Annotated in this window: 19 protein-coding genes; 16 read left to right on the forward strand and 3 right to left on the reverse strand. The window is 68.2% G+C overall.

The window, feature by feature from the left end; genetic code table 11:
• Nucleotides 1-69: 69 nt before the first annotated feature.
• Nucleotides 70-1,512, forward strand: a complete 1,443-nt coding sequence (mgtE, locus tag HHL15_RS13485) for a magnesium transporter (protein ID WP_169146308.1) — start codon at nucleotides 70-72, stop codon at nucleotides 1,510-1,512.
• 33 nt (nucleotides 1,513-1,545) lie between these two features.
• Here mgtE and hemL read toward each other — a convergent pair whose 3' ends face one another.
• Genes hemL through thiD form a run of 3 tightly spaced genes read right to left on the reverse strand, consistent with a single transcriptional unit; the run spans nucleotide 1,546 to nucleotide 4,311 of the window.
• The gene (hemL, locus tag HHL15_RS13490; protein WP_169146309.1) at nucleotides 1,546-2,832 is read right to left on the reverse strand and encodes a glutamate-1-semialdehyde 2,1-aminomutase; all 1,287 of its coding nucleotides are present in this window, start codon (nucleotides 2,830-2,832) and stop codon (nucleotides 1,546-1,548) included.
• Between the two features lie 19 nt (nucleotides 2,833-2,851).
• A complete protein-coding gene (gene thiE / locus HHL15_RS13495) occupies nucleotides 2,852-3,466 on the reverse strand; it encodes a thiamine phosphate synthase (protein ID WP_169146310.1) in 615 nt (204 codons plus the stop codon).
• Nucleotides 3,466-4,311, reverse strand: a complete 846-nt coding sequence (gene thiD, locus HHL15_RS13500) for a bifunctional hydroxymethylpyrimidine kinase/phosphomethylpyrimidine kinase (RefSeq protein WP_169146311.1) — start codon at nucleotides 4,309-4,311, stop codon at nucleotides 3,466-3,468. The genes thiE and thiD overlap by 1 nt, the downstream gene beginning before the upstream one ends.
• 118 nt (nucleotides 4,312-4,429) lie before the next feature.
• Here thiD and HHL15_RS13505 point away from each other — a divergent pair, with 118 nt between their 5' ends.
• The 15 genes from HHL15_RS13505 (at nucleotide 4,430) to HHL15_RS13575 (ending at nucleotide 23,633) form a co-directional block, all read left to right on the forward strand.
• The gene (locus HHL15_RS13505) at nucleotides 4,430-4,582 is read left to right on the forward strand and encodes a rubredoxin (RefSeq protein ID WP_206198763.1); all 153 of its coding nucleotides are present in this window, start codon (nucleotides 4,430-4,432) and stop codon (nucleotides 4,580-4,582) included.
• 85 nt (nucleotides 4,583-4,667) lie between these two features.
• On the forward strand, nucleotides 4,668-5,078 hold the full coding sequence (locus tag HHL15_RS13510; RefSeq protein ID WP_169146313.1) for a response regulator: 411 nt from the start codon (nucleotides 4,668-4,670) through the stop codon (nucleotides 5,076-5,078).
• 18 nt (nucleotides 5,079-5,096) lie between these two features.
• Nucleotides 5,097-5,462 (forward strand): response regulator, encoded by a 366-nt coding sequence (locus tag HHL15_RS13515; RefSeq protein WP_169146314.1) that lies wholly within the window; start codon nucleotides 5,097-5,099, stop codon nucleotides 5,460-5,462.
• Between the two features lie 9 nt (nucleotides 5,463-5,471).
• Nucleotides 5,472-5,987, forward strand: coding sequence for a chemotaxis protein CheW (locus HHL15_RS13520; RefSeq protein WP_169146315.1), 516 nt, complete (start codon nucleotides 5,472-5,474; stop codon nucleotides 5,985-5,987).
• A 50-nt stretch (nucleotides 5,988-6,037) separates the two neighbouring features.
• A complete protein-coding gene (locus HHL15_RS13525) occupies nucleotides 6,038-8,161 on the forward strand; it encodes a methyl-accepting chemotaxis protein (RefSeq protein ID WP_169146316.1) in 2,124 nt (707 codons plus the stop codon).
• Between the two features lie 37 nt (nucleotides 8,162-8,198).
• On the forward strand, nucleotides 8,199-14,390 hold the full coding sequence (locus tag HHL15_RS13530) for a hybrid sensor histidine kinase/response regulator (RefSeq protein ID WP_169146317.1): 6,192 nt from the start codon (nucleotides 8,199-8,201) through the stop codon (nucleotides 14,388-14,390).
• Nucleotides 14,391-14,469: 79 nt separating this feature from the next.
• Nucleotides 14,470-16,437, forward strand: a complete 1,968-nt coding sequence (locus HHL15_RS13535; protein ID WP_169146318.1) for an RNB domain-containing ribonuclease — start codon at nucleotides 14,470-14,472, stop codon at nucleotides 16,435-16,437.
• 9 nt (nucleotides 16,438-16,446) lie between these two features.
• Entirely contained in the window at nucleotides 16,447-17,394 is a 948-nt protein-coding gene (locus HHL15_RS13540; protein ID WP_235943390.1) for an energy transducer TonB, read from the forward strand.
• Between the two features lie 15 nt (nucleotides 17,395-17,409).
• Nucleotides 17,410-18,231, forward strand: coding sequence for a shikimate dehydrogenase (gene aroE, locus HHL15_RS13545; protein ID WP_169146319.1), 822 nt, complete (start codon nucleotides 17,410-17,412; stop codon nucleotides 18,229-18,231).
• A gap of 15 nt (nucleotides 18,232-18,246) precedes the next feature.
• Nucleotides 18,247-18,939, forward strand: coding sequence for a monofunctional biosynthetic peptidoglycan transglycosylase (gene mtgA, locus HHL15_RS13550; protein ID WP_169146320.1), 693 nt, complete (start codon nucleotides 18,247-18,249; stop codon nucleotides 18,937-18,939).
• Between the two features lie 97 nt (nucleotides 18,940-19,036).
• Complete coding sequence (gene dusB / locus HHL15_RS13555) at nucleotides 19,037-20,065, forward strand: tRNA dihydrouridine synthase DusB (protein WP_169146321.1); 1,029 nt, start codon at nucleotides 19,037-19,039, stop codon at nucleotides 20,063-20,065.
• On the forward strand, nucleotides 20,062-20,301 hold the full coding sequence (locus HHL15_RS13560) for a helix-turn-helix domain-containing protein (protein WP_169146322.1): 240 nt from the start codon (nucleotides 20,062-20,064) through the stop codon (nucleotides 20,299-20,301). The genes dusB and HHL15_RS13560 overlap by 4 nt, the downstream gene beginning before the upstream one ends.
• A 72-nt stretch (nucleotides 20,302-20,373) precedes the next feature.
• Nucleotides 20,374-21,954: a bifunctional phosphoribosylaminoimidazolecarboxamide formyltransferase/IMP cyclohydrolase gene (gene purH / locus HHL15_RS13565; RefSeq protein ID WP_169146323.1), complete on the forward strand. Its 1,581-nt coding sequence runs from the start codon at nucleotides 20,374-20,376 to the stop codon at nucleotides 21,952-21,954.
• Between the two features lie 16 nt (nucleotides 21,955-21,970).
• Nucleotides 21,971-23,260, forward strand: coding sequence for a phosphoribosylamine--glycine ligase (gene purD, locus HHL15_RS13570; RefSeq protein WP_169146324.1), 1,290 nt, complete (start codon nucleotides 21,971-21,973; stop codon nucleotides 23,258-23,260).
• Nucleotides 23,261-23,267: 7 nt separating this feature from the next.
• A complete protein-coding gene (locus HHL15_RS13575) occupies nucleotides 23,268-23,633 on the forward strand; it encodes a 5-carboxymethyl-2-hydroxymuconate Delta-isomerase (protein WP_169146325.1) in 366 nt (121 codons plus the stop codon).
• The last annotated feature ends 29 nt before the right edge of the window (nucleotides 23,634-23,662 follow it).

Raw genomic sequence — 23,662 nt, forward strand, 5'->3', positions numbered from 1 at the left:
CGCAACAAACGCCGTAGAATCCGCTCCCTGCGCGCCACCCGGCGCCCCGCCGCCCACGGGACCAGCACCATGGCCGAAGCCGACGACCTCCAGCAACACGACGACCTGGACATCCACCTGCGTGAGGTGCAGCACCTGCTCGCCCGCCACAAGCTGGTCGAAGACCTCGTCCATCGCCAGGACATGCCCAAGCACGACCTGGTGGAGAACCTCGTCCACAAGCAGCACATCAACGAGCTGACCCACAAGCTCGACAGCCTGCACTCGGCCGACGTCGCCCACATCCTCGAAGCCCTGCCGGTCAGCGAACGTCTGTTCGTATGGGACCTGGTCAAGGCCGAACGGGACGGCGAGATCCTGCTGGAAGTCTCCGACGCGGTCCGCGAGTCCCTGATCGAGGCCATGGACTCGGCCTCCCTGCGCGCGGCGGCCGAACAGCTGGATGCGGACGAGCTGGCCGACCTGGCGCCCGACCTCCCCCACGAGGTGATGGAGGCGGTGTACCAGGGCCTCGAACCCGAGGAACGCGAGCAGTTGCGGGCAGCCATGTCCTACCCCGAGGATTCGGTCGGCGCGCTGATGGATTTCGAGATGGTCACCGTCCGCGAGGACGTCAGCCTCGAAGTGGTGCTGCGCTACCTGCGCCGCTTCGACGAGCTGCCCGATCACACCGACCAGCTCTTCGTGGTGGACCGGGACGAACACCTGCGCGGCGTGCTTCCGATCAACCGGCTGCTGCTGAACGACCCGGAAACCGAGGTGAGCGAGATCATGCTCACCGACACCCTGACCCTCGAGCCCGCCGACGAGGCCGAAACCGCGGCCCAGGCCTTCGAGCGCTACGACCTGGTGTCAGCCCCGGTGGTGGACTACCACCGCAAGCTGGTCGGCCGGGTGACGGTGGCCACGGTGGTGGACTTCATCCGCGAAGAAACCGAAAGCGAACTGCTCAACCAGGCCGGTCTGCGCGAAGGCGAAGACATCTTCGCGCCGGTCTGGGACTCGGTGAAGAACCGCTGGGCCTGGCTGGCCGTCAACCTGGTCACCGCCTTCATCGCCAGCCGGGTGATCGGAGCCTTCGAAGGCTCCATCGAAAAGCTGGTGGCCCTCGCCGCACTGATGCCCATCGTCGCCGGCATCGGCGGCAATTCGGGTAACCAGACCATCACCATGATCGTGCGCGGCATCGCCATGGGCCAGGTCCAGGACGAAGCCCTGACCCGGCTCCTCAAAAAGGAAATGGGCGTCGCCCTGATCAACGGCATCGCGTGGGGCGGCCTGCTCGGCGTGCTGTCCTGGATCCTCTACGGCAGCGGCAAGCTCGGCGCCGTGATGACCGCCGCCATGACCCTCAACCTGCTGCTGGCCGCGATCGTGGGCGTGATGGCACCGATGATCCGCCACCGCTTCGGCCAGGATCCGGCGGTAGGCTCCAGCGTGATCATCACCGCCGTGACCGACTCCGGCGGCTTCTTCATCTTCCTGGGCCTGGCGACCATCTTCCTGATGTAGGGGCGGATTCATCCGCCCCTACAAGCAGGCCGCTCAGCCGGCGTTGGCCGCGAACCAGGCGTCCGCAGCCGCGACGGTGCTGTCGATGTCTGCTTCGGAATGGGCCGCGGACACGAAGCCGGCCTCGAAGGCCGACGGCGCAAAATAGTGGCCGGCATCCAGCATGGCGTGGAAGAAGCGGTTGAAGCTCTCCTTGTCGGAGCCCATCACCTCCGCGTAGCTGCGCGGCACCGCGGCGGCGAAGTAGAGGCCGAACATGCCTCCCACCGAATCGGCCACGAAGCGCACGCCATGCCTTGCCGCAGCGGCGTTGAGCCCCGAAACCAGGCGCTCGGTGCGCGCCGTGAGGGTCTCGTAGAAACCCGGCCGGGCGATCTGCTCGAGGCTGGCCAGCCCTGCGGCCACGGCCACCGGGCTGCCCGACAGCGTCCCCGCCTGGTACACGCCCCCCAGCGGGGCGATCTTTTCCATGATGTCGCGACGGCCGCCGAAGGCGCCCACCGGCATGCCGCCACCGATCACCTTGCCCAGCGTAGTCAGGTCGGGCGTGATGCCGAACAGGCCCTGCACGCCCCGCGGCCCGACCCGGAAGCCGGTCATCACCTCGTCGAAGATCAGCACACTGCCGTACTCGGTGCACAGGCGACGGAGCAGGTGCATGAACTCGGCCGAGGGCTTGACCAGGTTCATGTTGCCGGCCACCGGCTCGATGATCACGCAGGCGATCTCCGCACCGCGAGCCTTGAAGGTTTCCTCGAGCTGGGCCGGATCGTTGTAGTCGAGCACCACGGTGTGCTTGGCGAAGTCTTCGGGCACCCCGGCGGAGGACGGATTGCCGAAGGTCAGCAGACCGGAGCCGGCCTTCACCAGCAGGCTGTCGGCGTGACCGTGGTAGCAGCCCTCGAACTTGATGATCGCATCGCGGCCGGTGAAGCCCCGGGCCAGGCGGATCGCGCTCATCGTCGCCTCGGTGCCGCTGGAGACCAGACGCACCATCTCGAGGCTGGGCAGCAGCTCGCACAGGCGCTCGGCCATGTCGATCTCGCGCTCGGTCGGCGCGCCGAAGGACAGGCCCTCGAGGGCCGCCGCACGCACCGCCTCGACCACCACCGGGTCGGCGTGGCCGAGGATGGCCGGGCCCCAGGAGCCCACGTAGTCCAGGTATTCCTTGCCATCCGCGTCCCACACCCGGGCGCCCAGCGCCTTCTTCAGGAAACGCGGGGTACCGCCCACCGAGCGGAAAGCCCGGACCGGCGAATTGACGCCGCCGGGGATGGTGCGCTGGGCGCGGGCAAAGAGCTCTTCGTTGCGACTGGTCATACGGGGACTTTCCAAGAGGTCATTCAAACAGCCCGGCGAAGGCCGCCGCGCGGGCGGCCGGGTCGGGCGCGGAAAACAGGTCGCTGATCACCGCCGGCAGGTCGGTGCCGGCCTGGATCAGGGGGCGCGCATTGTCCAGGGTGATGCCGCCGATGGCCGCCACCGGCAGGCCCAGCTCAGCCTTCGCGCGGGTGATCAGGCTGACCGGCGCGCACGGCGCCAGGGGCTTGGTGGACGAGGGATACATGGCCCCGAAGGCCACGTAGTCGACACCGGCAACCGCTGCGGCTTCGGCCCGCGACCACTCGCCGTAGCAGCTCGCCCCGAGGATGCGGCCCGGCCCCAGCGCGCGCCGCGCCTCAGCCAGATCACCGTCATCGCGCCCCAGGTGAGCACCATCGGCGCCGAGCTCGAGAGCCAGCGGCAGGTCGTCATTGATCAGCAGCGGCACCCCGGCTGCACGGCACAGGGCCAGCAGCCGCGAGGCCTGCTCCCGACGCAGGGCCGGGTCGGTGGCCTTGCTGCGGTATTGCAGCAGCGCCGGCCGGCCTTCAAGCACGCGGCCCACGGCATCAAGGAGGATGGCGGTGTCCAGCCAGTCGGGGGTCACCGCGTAAAGTCCGCGCAGGGCCATCAGGCTTCCTCGTCGTCACGGCCCGGATGGGCCCAGAAAAAACGGTTGGGAATATGCTGCCCCATGCCAGGCCGGAAGGCGCTGGCCAGGGACTGCCAGGTGAAGCCCTGGGCCTCGAAGACCGCCTCGGGCATCTCCAGCCCGTGGGCCAGGGCTGCCGCCACGGCGGATGCCAGCGTACAGCCCGAACCGTGGTAGCTGCCCGGCAGGCGCTCCCAGCTGTCAGCGCGGATCACCCCGCCGGCACCGTAAAGCGTATTCACCACCTGGGGCGTCTGGGCGTGGGAGCCGGTGATCAGCACGTACTCGCAGCCCGCCTCCAGCAGATGCTGGGCGCAATCAGACAGGGTGCCGCCGCCGTCCTGGCCGTCCGGCAGGCTGGCCACCAGGCGGCGGGCCTCCATGGTATTCGGCGTGATCACCGTGGCCTGCGGCAGGATCAGCTCGCACAGCGCCTCCAGCATGCCCTCGGAAGCCAGCTCGTCGCCCCGCCCGGAGGCAATCACCGGATCGACCACCACGGGGATGTGCGGGTAGTCGGCGATGATTCCGGCGATCGCCGCCACGTTGTCGGTACTGCCCAGCACACCGAGCTTGAAGGCTTGCACGGGCATGTCCTCGAGCACTGCACGGGCCTGCTCGGCGACGAAATCGGCATCGATGGCGAGCACATCCTCAACGCCAGTAGTGTCCTGGACGGTCAGGGCGGTGATGACCGTCAGGGCGTGACAGCCCATGCCTGACAATGTCATGATGTCGGCCTGGATACCGGCGCCACCCGTGGGATCGGCGGCAGCAAAGACAAGAACGAGGGGAGGGTGGGGATCGTTGCGGTTTATAGTCATTAGGAAGGTCGAGGACGCACAAATTTAACTGCGACTGCGCTACCATTCACGATCCAGTCGATTCTAGCCGAAATCATCGCAACGCACTCAAATGGCCAATTCCCCATTCCGGACCTGGATGTGTCTGATCTGCGGTTATATCTACGACGAGGAAGTCGGATCCCCCGAAGAGGGCATCCCCCCCGGCACCCGCTGGGAAGACATCCCCCCCAACTGGACCTGTCCCGAATGCGGTGCCCGCAAGGACGATTTCGAAATGGTCGCCATCTGACCCCCCGTCGCCCCCCTTTCGGCTCCCCGTCAGCCCCGGCCCGTTCCACCCGCAACGACATCGGTATGCCTCCTGGAGAATCAAGGTGAATCTCAGCGGAATAAAAGTCATGGTCATCGATGACAGCAACACCATCCGCCGCAGTGCCGAGATCTTTCTCGCCCAGGCCGGCTGCCAGGTGGTGCTCGCCGAAGATGGCTTCGACGCCCTTTCCAAGATTGCAGACCACGCGCCCGACCTGATCTTCGTGGACATCATGATGCCCCGCCTCGACGGGTATCAGACCTGCGCCCTGATCAAGAAGAACGCACGCCTCAAGTCCACCCCGGTCATCATGCTCTCCTCAAAGGACGGCCTCTTTGACCGGGCCCGTGGCAGGCTCGCAGGCTCCGATGAATACCTCACCAAGCCGTTCACCAAGGAAAGCCTGCTGCGCTCGGTGGCTGCCCATACGGCCCATACCCAGGCAGCCCGCCAGACCACGGCCAACGACTGATCAGCCCGAGACGGACCCATGACGATCAAGAAAATCCTCGTCGTAGACGATTCCCCCACCGAAAGACTCGCCCTCTCGGAAGTACTGGTGAAGAGCGGCTACCAGGTGGTCACCGCCGAAAGCGGCGATGAGGCGGTGGTCAAGAGCAAGACCGAGATGCCCGACCTCATCCTGATGGACGTGGTCATGCCCGGTACCAACGGCTACCAGGCCACCCGGACCATCGTGCGCGACGACGCCACCCGCAACATCCCGGTGATCATCTGCACCAGCAAGGGCCTCGAGACCGACAAGATCTGGGGTTTGCGTCAAGGGGCCTACGATTACATGGTCAAACCCCTGGACCACGCGACACTCCTCGAGAAAATCCGGGCCATGGGCTGAGGACGGGCGATGGCCAAGCGGATCAGTCTCCACGAATTCCAGGCCGGCCTCGCCCGGCGTCTGGCCGAGGCCCGCGACACCCGGGCATCGGCACTGCTGGCCATCCAGGCCGGCAAACGCAACTGGCTCGTCGACCTCACCGAAGCCGGCGAGATCCTGGCGGTCCCCCCGCTGGCGCCGGTCCCCCTCAGCCAGCACTGGTTCCGGGGCCTGGCGAGCGTGCGCGGCACCCTTTTCGGCGTCGTCGACTTTGCCTCCTTCCACAATGACACACCGATTGCCGCCGCCGGGCATGCCCGCCTGCTGCTGGTCGGCGTGCGCCACGACCTGAACTGCGCCATCCTCGTCAGCCGGGCCCTCGGCCTGCGTGCCATCGAGGACTTCGAAGCGCTGCCCGCCTCGCCGGACCCGGAGCAACCCTGGATCGGCGACCAGCTCCGGGATTCCCGCGGCACCCACTGGACGCGCCTGAAGGTCGCAGACCTGCTGAATCACCCTAGCTTTCTGGACGCAGCACAATCATGAAAATCCATTCGGGAGGAGCAGCGGACTTCATCCGCTGAGTGAGGAAAAAAATGGCATTCAAGTTACCCGGACTGTCCCTCGGTGGCAGCAAAGCAGCCGCCAGCAACGTGGACACCATCCTCGACTCCGGCGACGGCGCCCCCACCACCGCCCCGCTGCCTTTCCTGGCCGGCAAGAGCGCCGCCGAGCAATTGCGCCTGTTGCGGATCCCCTTCCTGATCTTCGCCGCACTGACCATTGCCTTCGTGCTTTACCAGATCCGGGTCAGCAGCTTTGGCACCGCCTACGTCACCGCAGCCGGCCAGATGCGCACGCTGTCCCAGCAGCTCGCCAAGGCCAGCCAACTGGCCCTGCAGGGCGAGGCCTCGGCCTTCGTCGAGCTCAAGAACAGCCGCGAACAGTTCAATGCCCTGCTTAACGCCGTCACCAACGGTGGCGACGTGGAAGGCACCTCGGTGCCCGGCGGCAGCAGCGCCGTGGCTGACGAGCTCAACACCGTCACCGAACTCTGGCAGAAGACCGACAAGGACGCCGGCAACCTGCTCGACCAGGAAAAGAACCTGGCCGGCCTGGGCAAGGCGGTGAACACCATCAACACCAAGAACCCCCAGCTCCTTGAGCTCTCCGAGCAGGTGGCGGCCCTCAAGCTGCAAGGCGGTGCATCGGCGCGCGAGATCGCCATCGCCAACCAGGTCGTGATGCTGACCCAGCGCATCGCCAAGAACGCCAACGCCCTGCTGGTGGCCAACGCGATCGACCCGGAAGTGGCCTTCCTGCTCGGCAAGGACACCAACACCTTCCGCGAGCTCATCGAACAGCTCCAGAAGATGACCGCCGACGGCAGCGACGCCAAGGCCAAACTGGCCGAACTCGAAGCCGTGGGCAAGGACAACCTGGGCTCCGTCACCGCCATCCTCGGCAGCATCCAGCGCCTGGTCCAGGCCAAGCAGGCCGGCAGCCAGATCTTCCAGAACTCCGGCCCGCTGCTCACCAGGACCACCGCCTTGGCCGATGGCTACACCCGCGCCTACACCGGCTTCTTCACCTGGGTCAGCCTGGCGATCATCCTCTGTGCCCTGATCACCGTGGCCTGCCTGGTGCTGATGGCCAAGACCTACAACGACGACATCGCCCGCCGCCGCCAGGCCGCCGAGCGCCTCAAGGAAGCCGCCGAAGCCGAGCGCAACGGCACCCAGCAGGCCATCCTGCGCCTCATGAACGAGATGGGCGACCTCGCCGACGGCGACCTCACCGTGCGCGCCACCGTCACCGAGGACATCACCGGCGCCATCGCCGACTCGGTGAACTACACCATCGAGGAGCTCTCCGTATTGGTGCGCCGCATCAACGACGCCGCCATCCGCGTGACCGCCGCCACCGAGTCCGCCCAGCAGACCTCCGACGAACTGCTCGCCGCCACCGAGCGCCAGGCCCAGGAACTGCGTCTGGCCGGCGAGACCGCCCAGAGCATGGCCAGCTCCATGAGCGCCGCCTCGGAAGACGCCCTGCAATCGGCCCAAGTGGCCCGCCGCTCCCTCGAGGCCGCCCAGAAGGGCGCGGTCGCGGTGGAGGACACCATCAAGGGCATGAACGAAATCCGCGAGAAGATCCAGGAGACCTCCAAGCGCATCAAGCGCCTCGGCGAATCCTCCCAGGAGATCGGCGAGATCGTCGAACTGATCTCCGACATCACCGAACAGACCAACGTGCTGGCCCTCAACGCCGCCATCCAGGCCGCCTCCGCAGGCGAGGCCGGTCGCGGCTTCTCGGTGGTGGCAGAAGAAGTGCAGCGCCTGGCAGAACGGTCCGCCGAAGCCACCAAGCAGATCGGCGCCATCGTCAAGACCATCCAGACCGACACCGGCGACGCCGTGGCGGCCATGGAAAACGCCACCCGCGACGTGGTGGACGGTGCCCACCTGTCCGAAACCGCCGGCCAGGAGCTGGCCGAGATCGAGCGGGTTTCCGCCGAGACCGCCCAACTGATCGAACGCATCTCGGTCAGCACCGAAGTCCAGGCACGGGCGGCAACCCAGGTGGCCGAGAAGATGAAGGGCATTCTCGCCATCACCGACCGCACCACCGCCGGCACGCAGCAGACCGCCGTGTCGATTGGTGAACTGGCCGACCTGGCCGTCGAACTCAAGGGCTCGGTCTCCGGCTTCAAGGTCTGAGCCCCCCGCCTGAACGGAACCCGAGCAAGAACGATCGATGAGCTCTGCACATGAACTCGACCTCGGTCCGCTGACCTGGGTCAAAGGCGAGATCGACCTGGCCCTCGAACGGGCCGTGTCGGCGCTTGCCGAAGCCGGGAGCGCCCCGGACCGACTGGGCAGGATCAAGTTTGCCCAGACCCATGTGCACCAGGCGCACGGGGCCCTGTCCATCGTCGGCCTGGACGGCCTGACCCAATTCTCCGAGCAGCTGGACCGCCTGCTGGGTGACATGGCGGGTGGCCAGATCGCCTTCACGCCGGAAGCCACGCAGCTGGCGACCCGCTCTATCGCGGCGATCGGCAACTACTTGGAAGAGCTGGCCCACGGCCAGCCCGACCAGGCTCTGCGCCTGTTCAGCCTGTACGCCGAGCTGGCAGCGGCCCGTGGCCAGGAAGCGCCGACCCAGGGAGAGCTGTTCTACCCCGATCTGTCGCGCCGCCCCGCCTTTGCCGCCCCCGTCGACACCAGTGAAGACCCGAAGCGCCTGCGGGCCCTGCGCGGCCGCTTCGAGCGCGGCCTGCTCAAGTGGTTCCGCAACGGCCAAGACCCGGCCGGCCCCCTCGAGATGCGCGAAGCCGTCGCCGGCATCGAACAGCTCCAGGGCAACCCTGCCTCCCGCGCCTTCTGGTTCGCCGCAACCGCCTTCTTCGACGCCCTTGCCCAGCTCGCCCTGCCAGTGGATGCCGGCACCAAGCGCCTGTGCGGCCGGATCGACGCCCAGATGCGGCGCGTCCTCGAGGGCTCCGGCATGGTGGCCGAGAGGCTGATGCGTGACGTGCTGTACCAGGCCGCCGTCGCCACCTGCGAGACGCCGGTCATCAACACGGTCCGCGAGGCCTACGACCTGCAGAGCCTGATCCCGGGCAACAACCGCCAGGTCAGCGACACGCCGCAGGCGCCGCTGCTGCGCTCCCTGCGCGAAGGCATCAGCGAGGCCAAGGAGGCCTGGGCCCAGTTTGCCAACGGCAGCGCCATCGGCCTGCCGCGCTTCCAGGACATCCTCGGCAACCTCCCGGAACAGGCCCGCCAGCTCGACCAGCCCGAGATCTCGGAGCTGCTCGAAGGCCTCGGCAGCCTGGCCCGCTGGCTTCGCCAGGATCCGCTGCAACTGAGCGACGCCCTGTCGATGGACGTCGCCACCGCCATGCTGCTGGTGGAGAACCGCCTCGAGCTCCACGGTCAGGCAGACCTGGCGGGCACAGCCCAGGAGAATCTCCTCTGCGAGCGCCTCAAGGCGCACCAGCGGGGCGAGCGCCTCCCGCCCCTGCCCCTGGCCAAGCCCGAAGCCCAGGCCCGCCAGCTTGGCCGCCAGCTGGCCCACGAGATCCTCAGCAGCCTGGCCGAAGTCGAACAAAGCCTCGACGGCTACTTCCGGGCCCCCAGCGAAAGCGACGTGCTCAACGCGGTCCGCGCGCCCCTCAAGCAGATCGAGGGCGCCCTGTCGATCATGAACGAGGACGGCGCGGTCCGCCTGCTGCAGGACGCCGCGGCCCGCATCGGCGCCCTGTCAGGCTCGGAATCCGCCGCTGACATTACTGCCTTCGAAGAGATCGCCCACCGCCTGTCGGCCCTCGGCATCTACATCGAGGCCCTCCAGCACGGCCCCGCCGACCTCGAGCGCATCCTCCACCCCGAGCAGGACGAGACTCCCGACGGCACCAGCATCGAAGCCGAACTCGACCAGCAGAAGCGGGACACCGCCGCCCTCGCCGCCGCCCTCAAGGACAACCCGGACGACGACGGCCTGCGCACCGAGCTTCAGGTCAACCTCGAGAACCTCCGCCAGGACGCCTCCCTCACGGCCAACACCGAGCTCGAGAAGCAGGCCCGCCAGACCCTATCCCTGCTCGACGCCGGAGAACTCTTCGGCGCCGAGGTCCCGATCGCCGCCGAGCCGGAGGCCCCCGCCCTGTCGGCGGAAGCCAGCCGCCTTCTCGCCGCCAGCGAGGAGGAACTGGACGCCGAGCTCCTCGGGATCTTCATCGAAGAAGCCGTCGACGTCCGCGCCACCATCGCCGAGCACCTCGCCCTGCTCACCCGCGATCCGGACGACACCGAGGTCCTCACCACCATCCGGCGCAGTTTCCACACCCTCAAGGGCAGTGGCCGGATGGTCGGGCTCAAGGACTTCGGCGAAGCCGCCTGGGGCATCGAACAAACCCTCAATCACTGGCTGCGGGTCGAACTGCCGGTCAGCAGTGAGCTGCTGTCCTTCATCGGACACGCCCTCGCCGAGTTCTCCGCCTGGATCGACCAGCTGCAGGCCGGCGCGGGCACCCAGCGTGACGTCACCCGCCTGCAGGAAGAAGCCGCCCACCTGCGCGACGAGGGCAGCAGCGCCTCGCCACGCCACGCCCCTGAGGTGGAAGCCCCCGCAGCGGAGGCCCCTGCCGCCCCCCCGGAAGCCGTGTCCGGGCACCCCGTGGCACCGGAGGAAGACGAAGACCTGCAGGACGTGGCCCTGCTCGACGAATCCCAGGAGGTGGACCTCGAAGCCACCCTGGTGATGACCGAGGTCGACCTCGCCGCCACCAGCATCAACCTGCCCATGTCGATGCGCGAGGACGAGGAAGCACCGTCCGAAGCCATCGAGCTGGACTTCCCCGAGCTCAGCTTCGATGACCCGGCCCTCGCCGGCGTCGCAGCCGCAGCAGTCACCGGGCTGCCGGCCGAAGCACCGCCCGCAGCAGCCCTTCCCGGAACACCGGACGAAGCGCTCACCGATCTCGCTGACGCGCCGCTCGAAGCATCCCTCCCCGATCTTCCCGAAGCGGGTCCGGATGAAGCCCTCGAGCACACCGAAGCCCTTGAACCGGACGAGAGCTTCGAACTCGGCGAACCATCAAGCCCCGCCGAACACCCAGCACGGGGCACGGGGCTCACCACGGCCGAAGCAGACGCCTTCGATTTCGACTTCGAGCTGACCCCAGACACGGCCCAGATCCCCGACATCGAGGCCGCCGAGCTCTTCGATGCCCTGCGCGAGACCCGCGCCGCCGAGGCCGGCGCACCGGAATCCCTCGAGTCTGTCCCGATCGCCCCCCCCTCCGTCGAAGCCCTCGACATCGAGGCGATCCCCTTCGACGAGGACGTGCTCATCGACGAGGGTGCCCTCCTCATCGAAGACGCCCTTCCGCCGGTCGGTGCCGAGCTTCTCGAAGCCTCCGCCCCCCTGGAGAACATCGACTTCGCAGAGGAAGGCTTCGAAGCCACTGAGCTGGAACCCCTGGACGACCTTCTGACAGAGGAATTCGCTGCAGAGAGCATCGATTTCCCTGTGGCAGGCTCCGGCGCGGCACCGCCCGACCTGTCCATCGAGTCCGCAGAACCCTCGCTCGCCGAGCTCGAGGCCCTGGAGAAGGCCGAGGCCGCAGCCCTCGGCAGCCCGGATGCCGGAATCGTGGTCGAGGAAGCCGCCGAGCCCCTCGCCGCAGAAGACCCCGACGAGGTCCGCCTCGGCGACGTCAGCCTGTCGCGCCCGCTCTTCGACCTCTACCTTGCCGAAGCCCGGCAGCACGTGGCCACCCTGCGCCACGAGCTGGCCCGCCTGGCCGTCAACCCGAGCCTCGTTCCTCCCACCACCGCCATCCGGGCAGCCCACACCCTGGCCGGCATCTCGGGCACCGCCCGCTTCAGCGCCCCCCAGCAGCTCGCCAAGGCCCTGGAGCTCGCCGAGCAGCGCCTGGCCGACCACGACCGGGCCCCCACGGCCGCCCAGACCGCCAGCCTGACGGCCGCGGCCACCGCCCTGGAAGGCATGCTGGTCACCCTTACCACACGCCAGCTGCCGGCCGCCGAGCCAGCCCTGGTCGCCGCTCTCGACGGCATCCTGGTGTCGCACCTGGCCCAGGTGATCAGCCTGCACCCGGCCAACGCCCCGGCACCTGCGCGCGAGCCGGAAGCCACCGAAGTGCGCGAAAGCGCGGCCGCTCCGCGCACGCCCGAAGCCACGCCGGCGCCGCCTCCGCTGCGGGACGAGCTCGACCTGGACCTGCTGCCGATCTTCCTCGACGAAGGCAGCGAGCTGCTCGACAGCCTGTCGACCGCCCTCCGTGCCTGGCGCGACGATCCGGACGAGGCCGCCCACGCCAGCGGCGTGGCGCGCCTGCTGCACACCCTGAAGGGCAGCGCACGGATGGTCGGGGCCATGAACCTGGGCCACCACCTCCACGAACTGGAAACCCGGTTCGAACGGGCACGCAACCAGAACACCCCGACGGAAGCCATCATCGAGGACCTGGAAGGCGCCCTCGACCAGGCCCGCCAGACCCTCGACGGCCTGCAGCAGCCGGGCAGCACAGCCGCGGCCTCCACCGACACACCGGTCGCCACCGATGACGCGGCCACCGCCCAGGGCGGCGACACCGTCACCCAGGCCGCCCGCACCCAGTTGCGGGTCGAGGCCAGCCGCATCGACCAGTTCGTGAACGAAGCCGGCGAGATCAGCATCGCTCGCACCCGCATCGAGGGCGAGATGCGCACCCTGCGGCGCTCCCTGCTCGATCTGACCGAAAACGTGATCCGCCTGCGCAATCAGCTGCGGGAGGTGGAGATCCAGGCCGACACCCAGATGCAGTCGCGCCTGTCCCAGGTCGAAACCCAGCACACCGAGTTCGACCCCCTGGAAATGGACCGCTACACGCGCCTCCAGGAGCTCACCCGCATGATGGCGGAGAGCGTGGGCGACGTGACCACGGTGCAGCAGAACCTGCTCAAGAACCTCGACGGCGCCGAGGCGGCCCTGCACGCCCAGTCCCGCATGGCGCGGGAGCTCCAGCAATCGCTGATGCACGTGCGCATGGTGCCCTTCGACAGCCTGGCCGAGCGGCTCTACCGCCTGGTCCGCCAGACCGCCAAGGAAGTCGGCCGGCGCGCCAACCTTGACATCGTCGGCGGCCAGATCGAGATCGACCGCAGCGTCCTCGAGGCCATGACCGGCCCCCTCGGCCACCTGGTCCGCAACGCCGTGGCCCACGGCATCGAGACACCGGAACGCCGCCGTCAGGCCGGCAAGCCCGAGATCGGCCAGATCACCCTCAAGGTCTCCCACGAAGGCAACGAAGTCGTCATCGAATTCCGCGACGACGGCGCAGGCCTGGACTTCGACCGGATCCGCACGCACGCCCTCGAAAGCGGGCTGATCAGCCGTGACGAGGACGTGGACGACAAGCGCCTCACCAACCTCATCTTCGTCCCGGGCTTCACCACCGCCACCCTGTCCAGCCTGGCCGGCCGCGGTGTCGGCATGGACGTGGTGAAGAGCGAGACAGCCGCCGTCGGCGGACGCATCAGCGTCGAGACCGAGAGCGGCCAGGGCACCTGCTTCCGCATCCACCTGCCGCTCACCCTGGCGGTCACCCAGGCCCTGCTGGTCAAGGCCGGTGGCCGGACCTTCGCCATCCCCTCGTCGATGGTCGCCCAGGTGCTGGAGCTCAAGGCGCCGGCCCTCGAGAAGATCCGCCAGGAGCGGGGCACCGAATGGCTCGGCGAGCACTACGGCTACCGCTACCTGCCGCGCCTGCTCGGCGACTACACCTCGCATCCCCAGGTGGAACGCTTCAACTGGGTGCTGCTGCTGCGGGCCGGCAGCGAAACCCTGGCCCTGCACGTGGACACCCTGCGTGGCAACCAGGAAGTGGTGGTCAAGAACGCCGGGCCGCAATACGCCCGGATGGTCGGCTACTCGGGCGCCACAGTGCTCGGCGATGGCGAGATCGTGCTGATCCTCAACCCGGTGGCACTGGCGGCCCGCAGCCCGGTCGTCGAAGGCGACGACACGCCCCTGCGCCTCACCACCCCGGCCGTGCCGAGCCAGCCCCTGGTCATGGTGGTGGATGACTCCCTCACCGTGCGCAAGATCACCGGCCGCCTGCTCGAGCGGGAAGGTTACCGGGTCATCACTGCCAAGGACGGCGTGGACGCCCTGGAGCAGCTCCAGACCGCCCGCCCCGACGTCATCATCGCCGACATCGAGATGCCGCGCATGGACGGCTTCGACCTGACCCGCAACATCCGGGCCGATGCCGCACTCAAGCGCGTGCCCATCATCATGATCACCTCCCGCACGGCCGAGAAGCACAAGCGTTATGCGGAAGAGATCGGCGTCAACCACTACCTGGGCAAGCCCTACGACGAGGACGTGCTGCTGGGCCTGATCCAGGGCTACGTCACCGGCAGCAGCACCTGACCCGGACGAAAGCCACGCTTTCGTCCGGCCGCCGGGCCGGGCTTGGCTATAATCGCGTGTTTTCCAGCCTGGCCTTCCCATGAATCTGCTCTTCGAAGAGGACGGTGCCTTCAAGACCGGCACCATCCTGACCGACAACGACGCCTCCCTGCAGGTGGAAACACCCTACGGCAAGCGCCTCAAGCTGAAGAGCAAGGACGTGCTGATGCGCTTCGCCCAGCCGTCCGCGGGCGAACTGCTCGAGCGCGCCGAAGCCGAGGCGGAAGGCCTCGACACCGAGTTCCTGTGGGAAGTCTGCGGCGACGATGAATTCGGCTTCGCCGAGTTTGCCCAGGAGTACTTCGGCCATACGCCCAACACCGTGGAATCCACCGCCGTCCTGCTGCGCCTGCATGCGGCCCCCATCTATTTCCATCGCAAGGGCCGCGGCCGCTTCCGCAAGGCGCCGGCCGAGATCCTGCAGGCCGCCCTCGCCGGCCTCGAGAAGAAACGCCAGCAGGCCGCAGCCATCGAGCGCATGCGCGACGAACTCCTCGCCGGCCGTCTGCCCGAAGAACTCAGGCCCCTGGTCCGCCAGCTGCTGTACAAGCCCGACCGCAACCGCCTCGAGACCAAGGCCCTGGAAGCCGCCTGCGCCGAGAACGGCAAGTCGCCTGCCCGCCTGCTGCTCGACTGCGGCGCCCTCGCCTCCTCCCACGAGCTGCATTTCGACCGCTTCCTGTTCGAGTACTTCGCGGCCGGCACCGACTTCCCGGCGGTGGACGAGCCCGTGGAGCCGGCCGACCTGCCCCTCGCTGCGGTGCGCGCCTTCTCCATCGACGACGCGGCCACCACCGAGATCGACGACGCTTTCTCGGTCACCCCCACCGACACGGGCTGGAGTGTCGGCATCCACATCGCCGCGCCGGGCCTCGGCTTCGGCCGCGGCTCCGGACTCGACGGCATCGCTCGCGAGCGCCTGTCCACGGTGTACATGCCGGGCAACAAGATCACCATGCTGCCGGACCACATCGTCGGCCGCTTCACCCTCGGCGAAGGCCGCGACTGCCCGGCCCTGAGCCTCTACCTCGAGGTCAGCCGCGACCTGATCGTCACCGGCAACCGCTCCTGCATCGAGCGCGTACCGGTGGTGGCCAACCTCCGCCACCACGACATCGAGCCGGTGTTCAACGAGACCACCCTCGCCGACGGCGGGCCGGACTTCCCCTGGAAAACCGAGCTGACCCTGCTGTGGGAGCTCGCCACGGTGCTCGAGGCCGGCCGCGGCAAGCCCGCCGCCAACCAGAACCTGGTGGACTACAACTTCAACGTAGACTGGAACGTCGTCACCGAGGACGGCCCCGGCCGCATCGAGATCGGCCGCCGCCCACGCGGCTCGCCCCTCGACAAGCTGGTCGCCGAGCTGATGATCGCGGCCAACAGCACCTGGGGCAAAGCCCTCGCCGACGCCGGCATCCCGGCCCTGTACCGGGCCCAGACCGGCGGCAAGGTGCGCATGACCACCGCCGCAGCGCCCCACGAGGGCTTGGGCGTTGACTGCTACGCCTGGTCGAGCTCGCCGCTGCGCCGCTACGTGGACCTGGTCAACCAATGGCAGCTCATCGCCTGGCTGCAGGGCAGCACGCCGACCTTCCCGCCCAAGTCCGCCGAGCTGATCGCCGCCATGCGCGACTTCGAGCTCACCTACGCCGCCTACGCCGAATTCCAGCGCGGCATGGAGCGCTACTGGTGCCTGCGCTGGCTGCGACAGGCCGGCCATCCGTCGATGAGTGCCCGCGTGCTGCGCGAGAGCCTGGTCCGCCTCGAGAACATCCCGCTGATCTTCAAGGTCCCGTCGATGCCCACCCTGCCCCCCGGCACCCGGGTGCAGCTGTCCATCGACAGCACCGACCTGATCGACGTCGAAGTGCGTGCCACCTACCAGGAGACCCTCGCCGCAACGGGCAACGAGCAGCCCGTTGAAGAAGAGGACATGCCCGAACTGGCCGCCACCGAAACCCCGGAAGCCCCGCCGGCTGCGGAGACGCCCGCAGCGGAAGCCTCCTGAGCCTCATCCATGGTGTCGGTGCTCCCGCGCTTCTTCCGCTCCGCCGCCCCGCCCCGCCCGGCGGGCAAGGCCCTGCGCGACTGGCCGGTGTTCATGGGCAAGACCGCCCGCTACGCCCTCGAGTGGGGCGTCGGCTTGTCCTTGGGCCTGCACGCCCTGCTGCTCACGGTGCATTTCGTGATGCCGGATGCCAGCCATTTCAAGCTGCGTGACCGGGGGCTCGACGTGGTGCTGGTCAACTCCCGCCACGCCCAGCGGCCCGACAAGGCCGACCTGCTGGCGCAGAGCAATCTGGACGGCGGCGGCACCGGCGAGAAGGGCGACAAGCTCGCCACCCCCCTGCCGCCCCAGGACAGCAGCCAGGCCGGCACAGGCCTGGTGGAAGCGCAACGCCGCAGCGAGCAGGCCGAAACGCCCCAGATGCAGGCCATGACCACGGCACGCAGCAAGGCCTCGATCGCGTCCGACACACGCCAGACCAATCCCGTCGACACACCCCGCCAGGCTTCCGGCTACGACCTGCTCGACAGCTCCGCCGCTGTGGCCCGCATCGAGGCCCAGATCGACAAGGACCTGGTGGACTACGCGGCCCGCCCGCGCAAGAAGTTCATCGGCGCCCGCACCGAGGAATACCGCTTTGCCCAGTACGTGGAGGACTGGCGCCAGAAGATCGAGCGGGTCGGCAACCTCAACTACCCGCCGGCCGCCCGCGGCAAACTGTATGGCAGCCTGCTGCTGTCGATCAGCATCCGCGCCGACGGCAACGTGAAGCACGTGGAGATCCAGCGCTCCTCCGGCAACAAGATCCTCGACGACGCGGCGGTACGCATCGTCCAGCTGTCGTCCCCCTTCCCCTCCTTCCCCGACGCCATCCGCAAGGACACCGACGAGATCGTGATCACCCGCACCTGGAAATTCACCAATGCGGACGTGGTGCGGACGGAAAACACCGAATAAGCCAGGGAACCCTCCATGGACCGCTACGCCGTGATCGGCAACCCGATCGCCCACAGCAAGTCGCCCCGCATCCACAGTCTGTTCGCCGCGCAGACCGGCCAGACGCTGAGCTATGAGGCCCTCCTCGCCCCCCTCGACGGCTTCGCCGCCACCATCGCGGCCTTTCGCGCCGCGGGCGGACGCGGCCTCAACGTGACCGTCCCCTTCAAGCTCGAAGCCTTCGACCTGGCCGACCGGCACACCCCCCGCGCCCTGGCCGCCGGAGCCGTCAACACCCTGGCCTTCGGCCCCGACGGGGTGCTCGGCGACAACACCGACGGCGCCGGCATCCTGCGCGACATCACGGTCACCCTCGGCTGCCCGGTGGCAGGCAGGCGTACCCTCCTGCTGGGCGCCGGCGGCGCCGCCCGGGGCACCATCCTGCCTCTGCTGGAGGCCGGCCCGGCGAGCCTGACCATCGCCAACCGCACCGCCTCACGTGCCACCGAGCTGGCCGACGAATTCGCCCGCGCCGGCACCCTGCGCCCGCAGGGCTGCGGTTTTGCCGAGCTGGCCGGCCAACACTTCGACGTGGTCATCAACGCAACCAGCGCCAGTCTCTCCGACGCCGCCCCCGACCTGCCCGCTGGCCTCTACGCCCCCGGCAGCCTGGCCTACGACATGATGTACGGCAAGGGCGACACGCCCTTTCTGGTGCAGGCCCGCCAGCAGGGTGCCGCCCGGCTGGCCGACGGCCTGGGCATGCTCGTCGAGCAAGCCGCCGAAAGCTTCTTCCTGTGGCGCGGCGTGCGCCCGGACACCACGGCGGTGCTGGCCGGGCTGCGCGCGGCCCTCTGAACCCGCAGCCCGTCGATGAAGATCTTCTGGCGCTGGATCCGCCGGGGCCTGCTGGCCCTGGTGCTGCTCTTCATCGCCTGGCACCTGTGGCTGCTCGGCAACGTGCTGTGGTGGAAGTGGGTCCCGCCGTCGGAGACCAGCTTCATGAGCCTGCGCCTGTCCGAACTGAACCAGGCCAAACCCGACGCCGAGCTGCACTACCGCTGGGTGCCCTACGAGCAGATCTCGGTGCATCTCAAGCGCGCGGTGATCGCCGCCGAAGACGACAAGTTCGTGGACCACGAAGGCTTCGACTGGGACGGCATCCAGAAGGCCATCGAGAAAAACCAGAAGAAGGGCAAGGCGGTGGCCGGCGGCTCGACGATCAGCCAGCAGCTCGCCAAGAACCTCTTCCTGTCCCCGTCCCGCAGCTATTTCCGCAAGGCCGAGGAAGCCATCATCACCGTGATGATCGAAGCCCTGTGGGACAAGCGGCGCATTCTCGAGGTGTATCTCAACGTGGTCGAATGGGGCAACGGCATCTTCGGCTGCGAGGCCGCCGCCCAGCGCTACTACCGGGTGCCGGCCTCGCGCCTGGCCCCCACGCAGGCCGCCCGGATGGCCGTGATGCTGCCCAATCCGCGCAAGTACGAGACCCGGTTCGGCCCTCGCCTGGCGGCCCATGCCGCCCGCATCCAGGGGCGCATGCAGTACTCCGAAGTTCCGTAACGACAGCTCCCGGCCCGCCATTGAGGGACTTCGGCCCCTGCCCTCGCGAGGGCCCTTGGGGTAGAATGCGCTGCTTTTCCCCAGCCGCGCCTCCCCGATGCAATTCGCCGGATTCACCTTGCGAAACAATCTGTTCGTCGCCCCCATGGCGGGTGTGACAGATCGTCCTTTCCGCCAGCTATGCAAGAAGCTGGGGGCGGGGCTCGCCGTCTCCGAGATGGTCACCTCCAACTCCCTGCTCTACGGCAGCGCCAAGACCCAGCGGCGCGCCAACCACGATGGCGAGGTGGACCCGATCTCCGTGCAGATCGCCGGCGCCGATCCGGCCATGATGGCCGAGGCCGCCCGCCACAACGTCGACCGCGGCGCCCAGATCATCGATATCAACATGGGCTGCCCGGCCAAGAAGGTCTGCAACGTGATGGCCGGCTCCGCGCTGATGCAGGACGAGCCCCTGGTCGCGCGCATCCTCGAAGCCGTGGTGAGCGCCGCCGGCAGCACCCCGGTCACCCTCAAGTTCCGCACCGGCTGGAACAAGGCCAACAAGAACGCGCCGATGATCGCCCGCATCGCCGAAGAGTCGGGCATCCAGCTCATCGCCATCCATGGCCGCACCCGCGCCTGCCAGTACACCGGCGACGCCGAGTACGACACCATTGCCGACGTGAAGACCCGGGTGCGCATCCCGGTCATCGCCAACGGCGACATCACCACCCCGCAGAAGGCGAAGTTCGTGCTCGACTACACCGGCGCCGACGGCGTCATGGTGGGCCGCGCCGCCCAGGGTCGCCCCTGGATCTTCCGCGAGATCGAACACTTCCTGAAGACCGGCGAGGAGCTGCCTCCCCCCCTCGTCTCCGACATCCAGCTCGTCTGCAAGGAGCACCTGGCCGACCTCTACGCCTTCTATGGCGAGGACACCGGCGTCAAGGTCGCCCGCAAGCACATCAGCTGGTACACCAAGGGTCTGGTCGGATCGGCGCAATTCCGCCGCATCATGAACACCCTGCCGACCGTACAAGAACAGATTGCCGCCATAGACGAGTTCTTCGGCCGGCTCGCCGACAGAGATAGCCGACTGGTCTACGCAGACCCCGAAGAATTCCCCCAGGAGCTTGCCGCATGAGCAGTACCAGCAACGAGATCGCCGATTCCGTGTGTCGCGCGCTGGACACCTATTTCCGCGATCTGGACGGTGAGAAGCCCAACGCCCTCTACGACATGGTGATCAAGAACGTCGAGCGGCCGATGCTCGAGTTCGTCCTCCGCCAGGCCGGTGGCAACCAGACCCTGTGTGCGGAGATGCTCGGCATCAACCGCAACACCCTGCGCCGCAAGCTCACCGAGCACGAGCTGCTCTGAGACTGCATCCAGCGCTTTCCCGAACTCCCTCTTTTGCGCCGCGGCCCGTCCGCGGCTTTCCCGAGAAGCCCCATGAAAGTCACTCAAGCCCTGCTCAGCGTCTCCGACAAGACCGGCGTCATCGAATTCGCCCGTGAACTGTCCGCCCTCGGCATCGCCCTGCTGTCTACCGGCGGCACCGCCAAGTCCCTGCGCGACGCCGGCCTGCCGGTCACCGACGTATCCGACTACACCGGCTTCCCCGAGATGCTCGACGGCCGCGTGAAGACCCTGCACCCCAAGGTGCACGGCGGCATCCTGGCCCGTCGCGACCTGCCCGAGCACCTGGCCAAGCTGGAAGAGCACAGCATTCCGCGCATCGACCTCGTGGTGGTGAACCTCTACCCCTTCCAGGCCACCGTGGCCAAGCCCGACTGCAGCCTGGAGGACGCCATCGAGAACATCGACATCGGCGGCCCCACCATGGTCCGCGCTGCGGCCAAGAACCACGGCAATGAAGCCGGCGGCGTCGGCATCGTGACCAACCCCGAGGACTACGCGGGCATCGTCGCCGAGCTCAAGGCCAACGCCGGCGCCCTGTCCTACCAGACCCGCTTCGACCTGGCGCGCAAGGCCTTCACCCATACGGCCCGCTACGACTCCGCCATCTCCAACCACCTGACCGCCCTGGCGGAAGATGGCACCAAGAAGGCCTACCCGGAGCGCTTCCAGCTGGCCTTCGACAAGGTGCAGGACCTCCGCTACGGCGAGAACCCCCACCAGACCGCCGCCTTCTACAAGGAGTCCGACACCCCGGCCGGCGCCATCGCCGCCTACACCCAAGTGCAGGGCAAGGAGCTGTCCTACAACAACATCGCCGACTCCGACGCGGCCTGGGAGTGCGTGAAGGCTTTCGACGGTGGTAACGGCACCGCCGCCTGCGTCATCGTCAAACACGCCAATCCCTGCGGCGTGGCGGTTGCGGCCAGCCCCCTGGAAGCCTACAAGAAGGCCTTCTCCACCGACCCCACGTCAGCCTTCGGCGGCATCATCGCCTTCAACACCACGGTGGACAAGGCTGCTGCCGAAGCCGTCAGCGCCCAGTTCCTGGAAGTGCTGATCGCCCCCTCCTACACCGAGGAGGCCCTCGAGCTGCTCAAGGCCAAGCAGAACGTCCGCGTGCTGATCGTCCCGCTGGGCACCGTCAAGCAGCCCGACTACAAGCGTGTGGGCGGCGGCCTGCTGGTGCAGAGCGCCGACTTCGCCCCGATCACCGCCGCCGACCTGAAGGTCGTCACCAAGCGCGCCCCCACCGAGCAGGAGCTCGGCGACCTGCTGTTCGCCTGGCGCGTGGCCAAGTACGTCAAGTCCAACGCCATCGTCTACTGCAAGGACGGCATGACCATCGGCGTCGGCGCTGGCCAGATGAGCCGCGTGGACTCCGCCCGCATCGCCAAGATCAAGGCAGAGAACGCCGGCCTGGTGATCCCCGGCTGCGTGGTCGCCTCCGATGCCTTCTTCCCGTTCCGTGACGGCCTCGACGTGCTGGCCCAGGCCGGCGCCACCGCGGTGATCCAGCCTGGCGGCTCGATGCGCGACGCCGAGGTGATCGCCGCCGCCGACGAGCAGGGCATCGCCATGGTCCTCACCGGCTTCCGCCACTTCCGCCACTAAGAGCAGGTTCCGCAGCATGAAGATCCTCGTCATCGGCTCCGGCGGGCGCGAACACGCGCTGGCCTGGAAACTCTCCCGCTCCCAGCGTGTGCACAAGGTGTTCGTGGCACCCGGCAACCCGGGCACCGCCCGCGAGCCCGGCCTCGAGAACCTGCCCATCACCGCGATCCCCGAGCTCGTGGACTTCGTGCGCAAGGAACAGATCGGCCTCACCGTCGTCGGCCCCGAGGCCCCCCTCGCCGCCGGCGTGGTGGATGCCTTCCGGGCCGCCGGTCTGCCCATCTTCGGGCCGACCCGCCTGGCGGCCCAGCTGGAAAGCTCCAAGGATTTCGCCAAGCAGTTCCTGCAGCGTCACCACATCCCCACCGCCCGCTACCAGACCTTCTCCGACCCCGCCCAGGCCCACGCCTACGTGGACGCCGAAGGCGCCCCGATCGTCATCAAGGCCGACGGCCTCGCCGCCGGCAAGGGCGTGGTGGTGGCCATGACAGTCGATGAGGCCCACGCCGCCATCGACGCCATGCTGACCCACAACACCCTGGGCGTGCAGTACGACGAGCGCGGCCCGCGGGTGGTGATCGAAGAGTTCATGGACGGCGAGGAGGCCAGCTTCATCGTGATGGCCGACGGCCGCCACGCGCTGCCCCTGGCCACCTCCCAGGACCACAAGCGCCTCAAGGATGCCGACCTGGGCCCCAACACCGGCGGCATGGGTGCGTATTCGCCCGCTCCGGTGGTAACCCCCGAGGTGCATGCCCGCGCCATGCGCGAGATCATCATGCCGACCCTCGCCGGCATGGCTGCAGAAGGCCTGCCCTACACCGGCTTCCTGTACGCCGGCCTGATGATCGACAGCAAGGGCGCGCCCCGCGTGGTGGAATTCAACTGCCGCATGGGCGACCCGGAGACCCAACCGATCATGATGCGGCTCAAGTCCGACCTGGTGGACCTGGTCGAGGCCGCCGTAACCGGCAAGCTCGACAAGATCGAGGCCGAATGGGACCGCCGCTTCGCCCTCGGCGTGGTGATGGCAGCCGCCGGCTACCCGGACAGCCCCCGCAAGGGTGACGCCATCCACGGCCTCCCCGCCGCAGCCGCCGACGATGCTCACGTCTTCCACGCCGGCACCACCGAGGCTGATGGCGAGATCCGCACCAGCGGCGGCCGCGTGCTGTGCGTCACCGCTCTCGGCGACAACGTCCGCAGCGCCCAGAAGCGTGCATACGAGCTGGTGGACCAGATCCACTTCGACGGCATGCAATGCCGCCGCGACATCGGCTACCGGGCTGTCGGCCGCAAGGGCTGATCCGACCATGCCCCACCTTCGCGTCGAGTACAGTTCCAACATGGCGGGCCGCCTGGATGGCGCCAGCCTCGCCCAGGCAGCCTGCGACGCCCTGCTCTCCAGCGGCGTCTTCAACCCGCCCGACTCCATCAAGGTACGGCTGATCCCGGTGGAGCACTTCCGGGTCGGCAGCGGGGCCGATCACGGTTTCGTGCATGCCGAGCTGGCGATGCTGTCCGGCCGCGACAAGGCCACCAAGCAGCGCCTCACCGAAGCCCTGGTGCTGGCCATGAGCGCCTGCATCGGCCCAGGCCCGCAAACCGTCCAGGTCACGGCGGACGCCCGCGACATGGACCGGGACGTCTACGCCAAGCGCCTGCTGCCCGCCACCTGATGCCCGTCCGGCTCCCCCGGGAGCCGCTC

Source organism: Zoogloea dura (assembly GCF_012927165.1).
In the GTDB taxonomy this organism is placed as follows: Bacteria; Pseudomonadota; Gammaproteobacteria; order Burkholderiales; family Rhodocyclaceae; genus Zoogloea; species Zoogloea dura.

Coding starts and splice junctions, on each gene's coding strand:
- mgtE (WP_169146308.1), top strand. CDS start 70: ATGGCCGAAGCCGACGACCTCCAGCAACACGACGACCTGGACATCCAC.
- hemL (WP_169146309.1), bottom strand. CDS start 2,832: ATGACCAGTCGCAACGAAGAGCTCTTTGCCCGCGCCCAGCGCACCATC.
- thiE (WP_169146310.1), bottom strand. CDS start 3,466: ATGGCCCTGCGCGGACTTTACGCGGTGACCCCCGACTGGCTGGACACC.
- thiD (WP_169146311.1), bottom strand. CDS start 4,311: ATGACTATAAACCGCAACGATCCCCACCCTCCCCTCGTTCTTGTCTTT.
- HHL15_RS13505 (WP_206198763.1), top strand. CDS start 4,430: ATGTGTCTGATCTGCGGTTATATCTACGACGAGGAAGTCGGATCCCCC.
- HHL15_RS13515 (WP_169146314.1), top strand. CDS start 5,097: ATGACGATCAAGAAAATCCTCGTCGTAGACGATTCCCCCACCGAAAGA.
- HHL15_RS13520 (WP_169146315.1), top strand. CDS start 5,472: ATGGCCAAGCGGATCAGTCTCCACGAATTCCAGGCCGGCCTCGCCCGG.
- HHL15_RS13525 (WP_169146316.1), top strand. CDS start 6,038: ATGGCATTCAAGTTACCCGGACTGTCCCTCGGTGGCAGCAAAGCAGCC.
- HHL15_RS13530 (WP_169146317.1), top strand. CDS start 8,199: ATGAGCTCTGCACATGAACTCGACCTCGGTCCGCTGACCTGGGTCAAA.
- HHL15_RS13535 (WP_169146318.1), top strand. CDS start 14,470: ATGAATCTGCTCTTCGAAGAGGACGGTGCCTTCAAGACCGGCACCATC.
- HHL15_RS13540 (WP_235943390.1), top strand. CDS start 16,447: ATGGTGTCGGTGCTCCCGCGCTTCTTCCGCTCCGCCGCCCCGCCCCGC.
- aroE (WP_169146319.1), top strand. CDS start 17,410: ATGGACCGCTACGCCGTGATCGGCAACCCGATCGCCCACAGCAAGTCG.
- mtgA (WP_169146320.1), top strand. CDS start 18,247: ATGAAGATCTTCTGGCGCTGGATCCGCCGGGGCCTGCTGGCCCTGGTG.
- dusB (WP_169146321.1), top strand. CDS start 19,037: ATGCAATTCGCCGGATTCACCTTGCGAAACAATCTGTTCGTCGCCCCC.
- HHL15_RS13560 (WP_169146322.1), top strand. CDS start 20,062: ATGAGCAGTACCAGCAACGAGATCGCCGATTCCGTGTGTCGCGCGCTG.
- purH (WP_169146323.1), top strand. CDS start 20,374: ATGAAAGTCACTCAAGCCCTGCTCAGCGTCTCCGACAAGACCGGCGTC.
- purD (WP_169146324.1), top strand. CDS start 21,971: ATGAAGATCCTCGTCATCGGCTCCGGCGGGCGCGAACACGCGCTGGCC.
- HHL15_RS13575 (WP_169146325.1), top strand. CDS start 23,268: ATGCCCCACCTTCGCGTCGAGTACAGTTCCAACATGGCGGGCCGCCTG.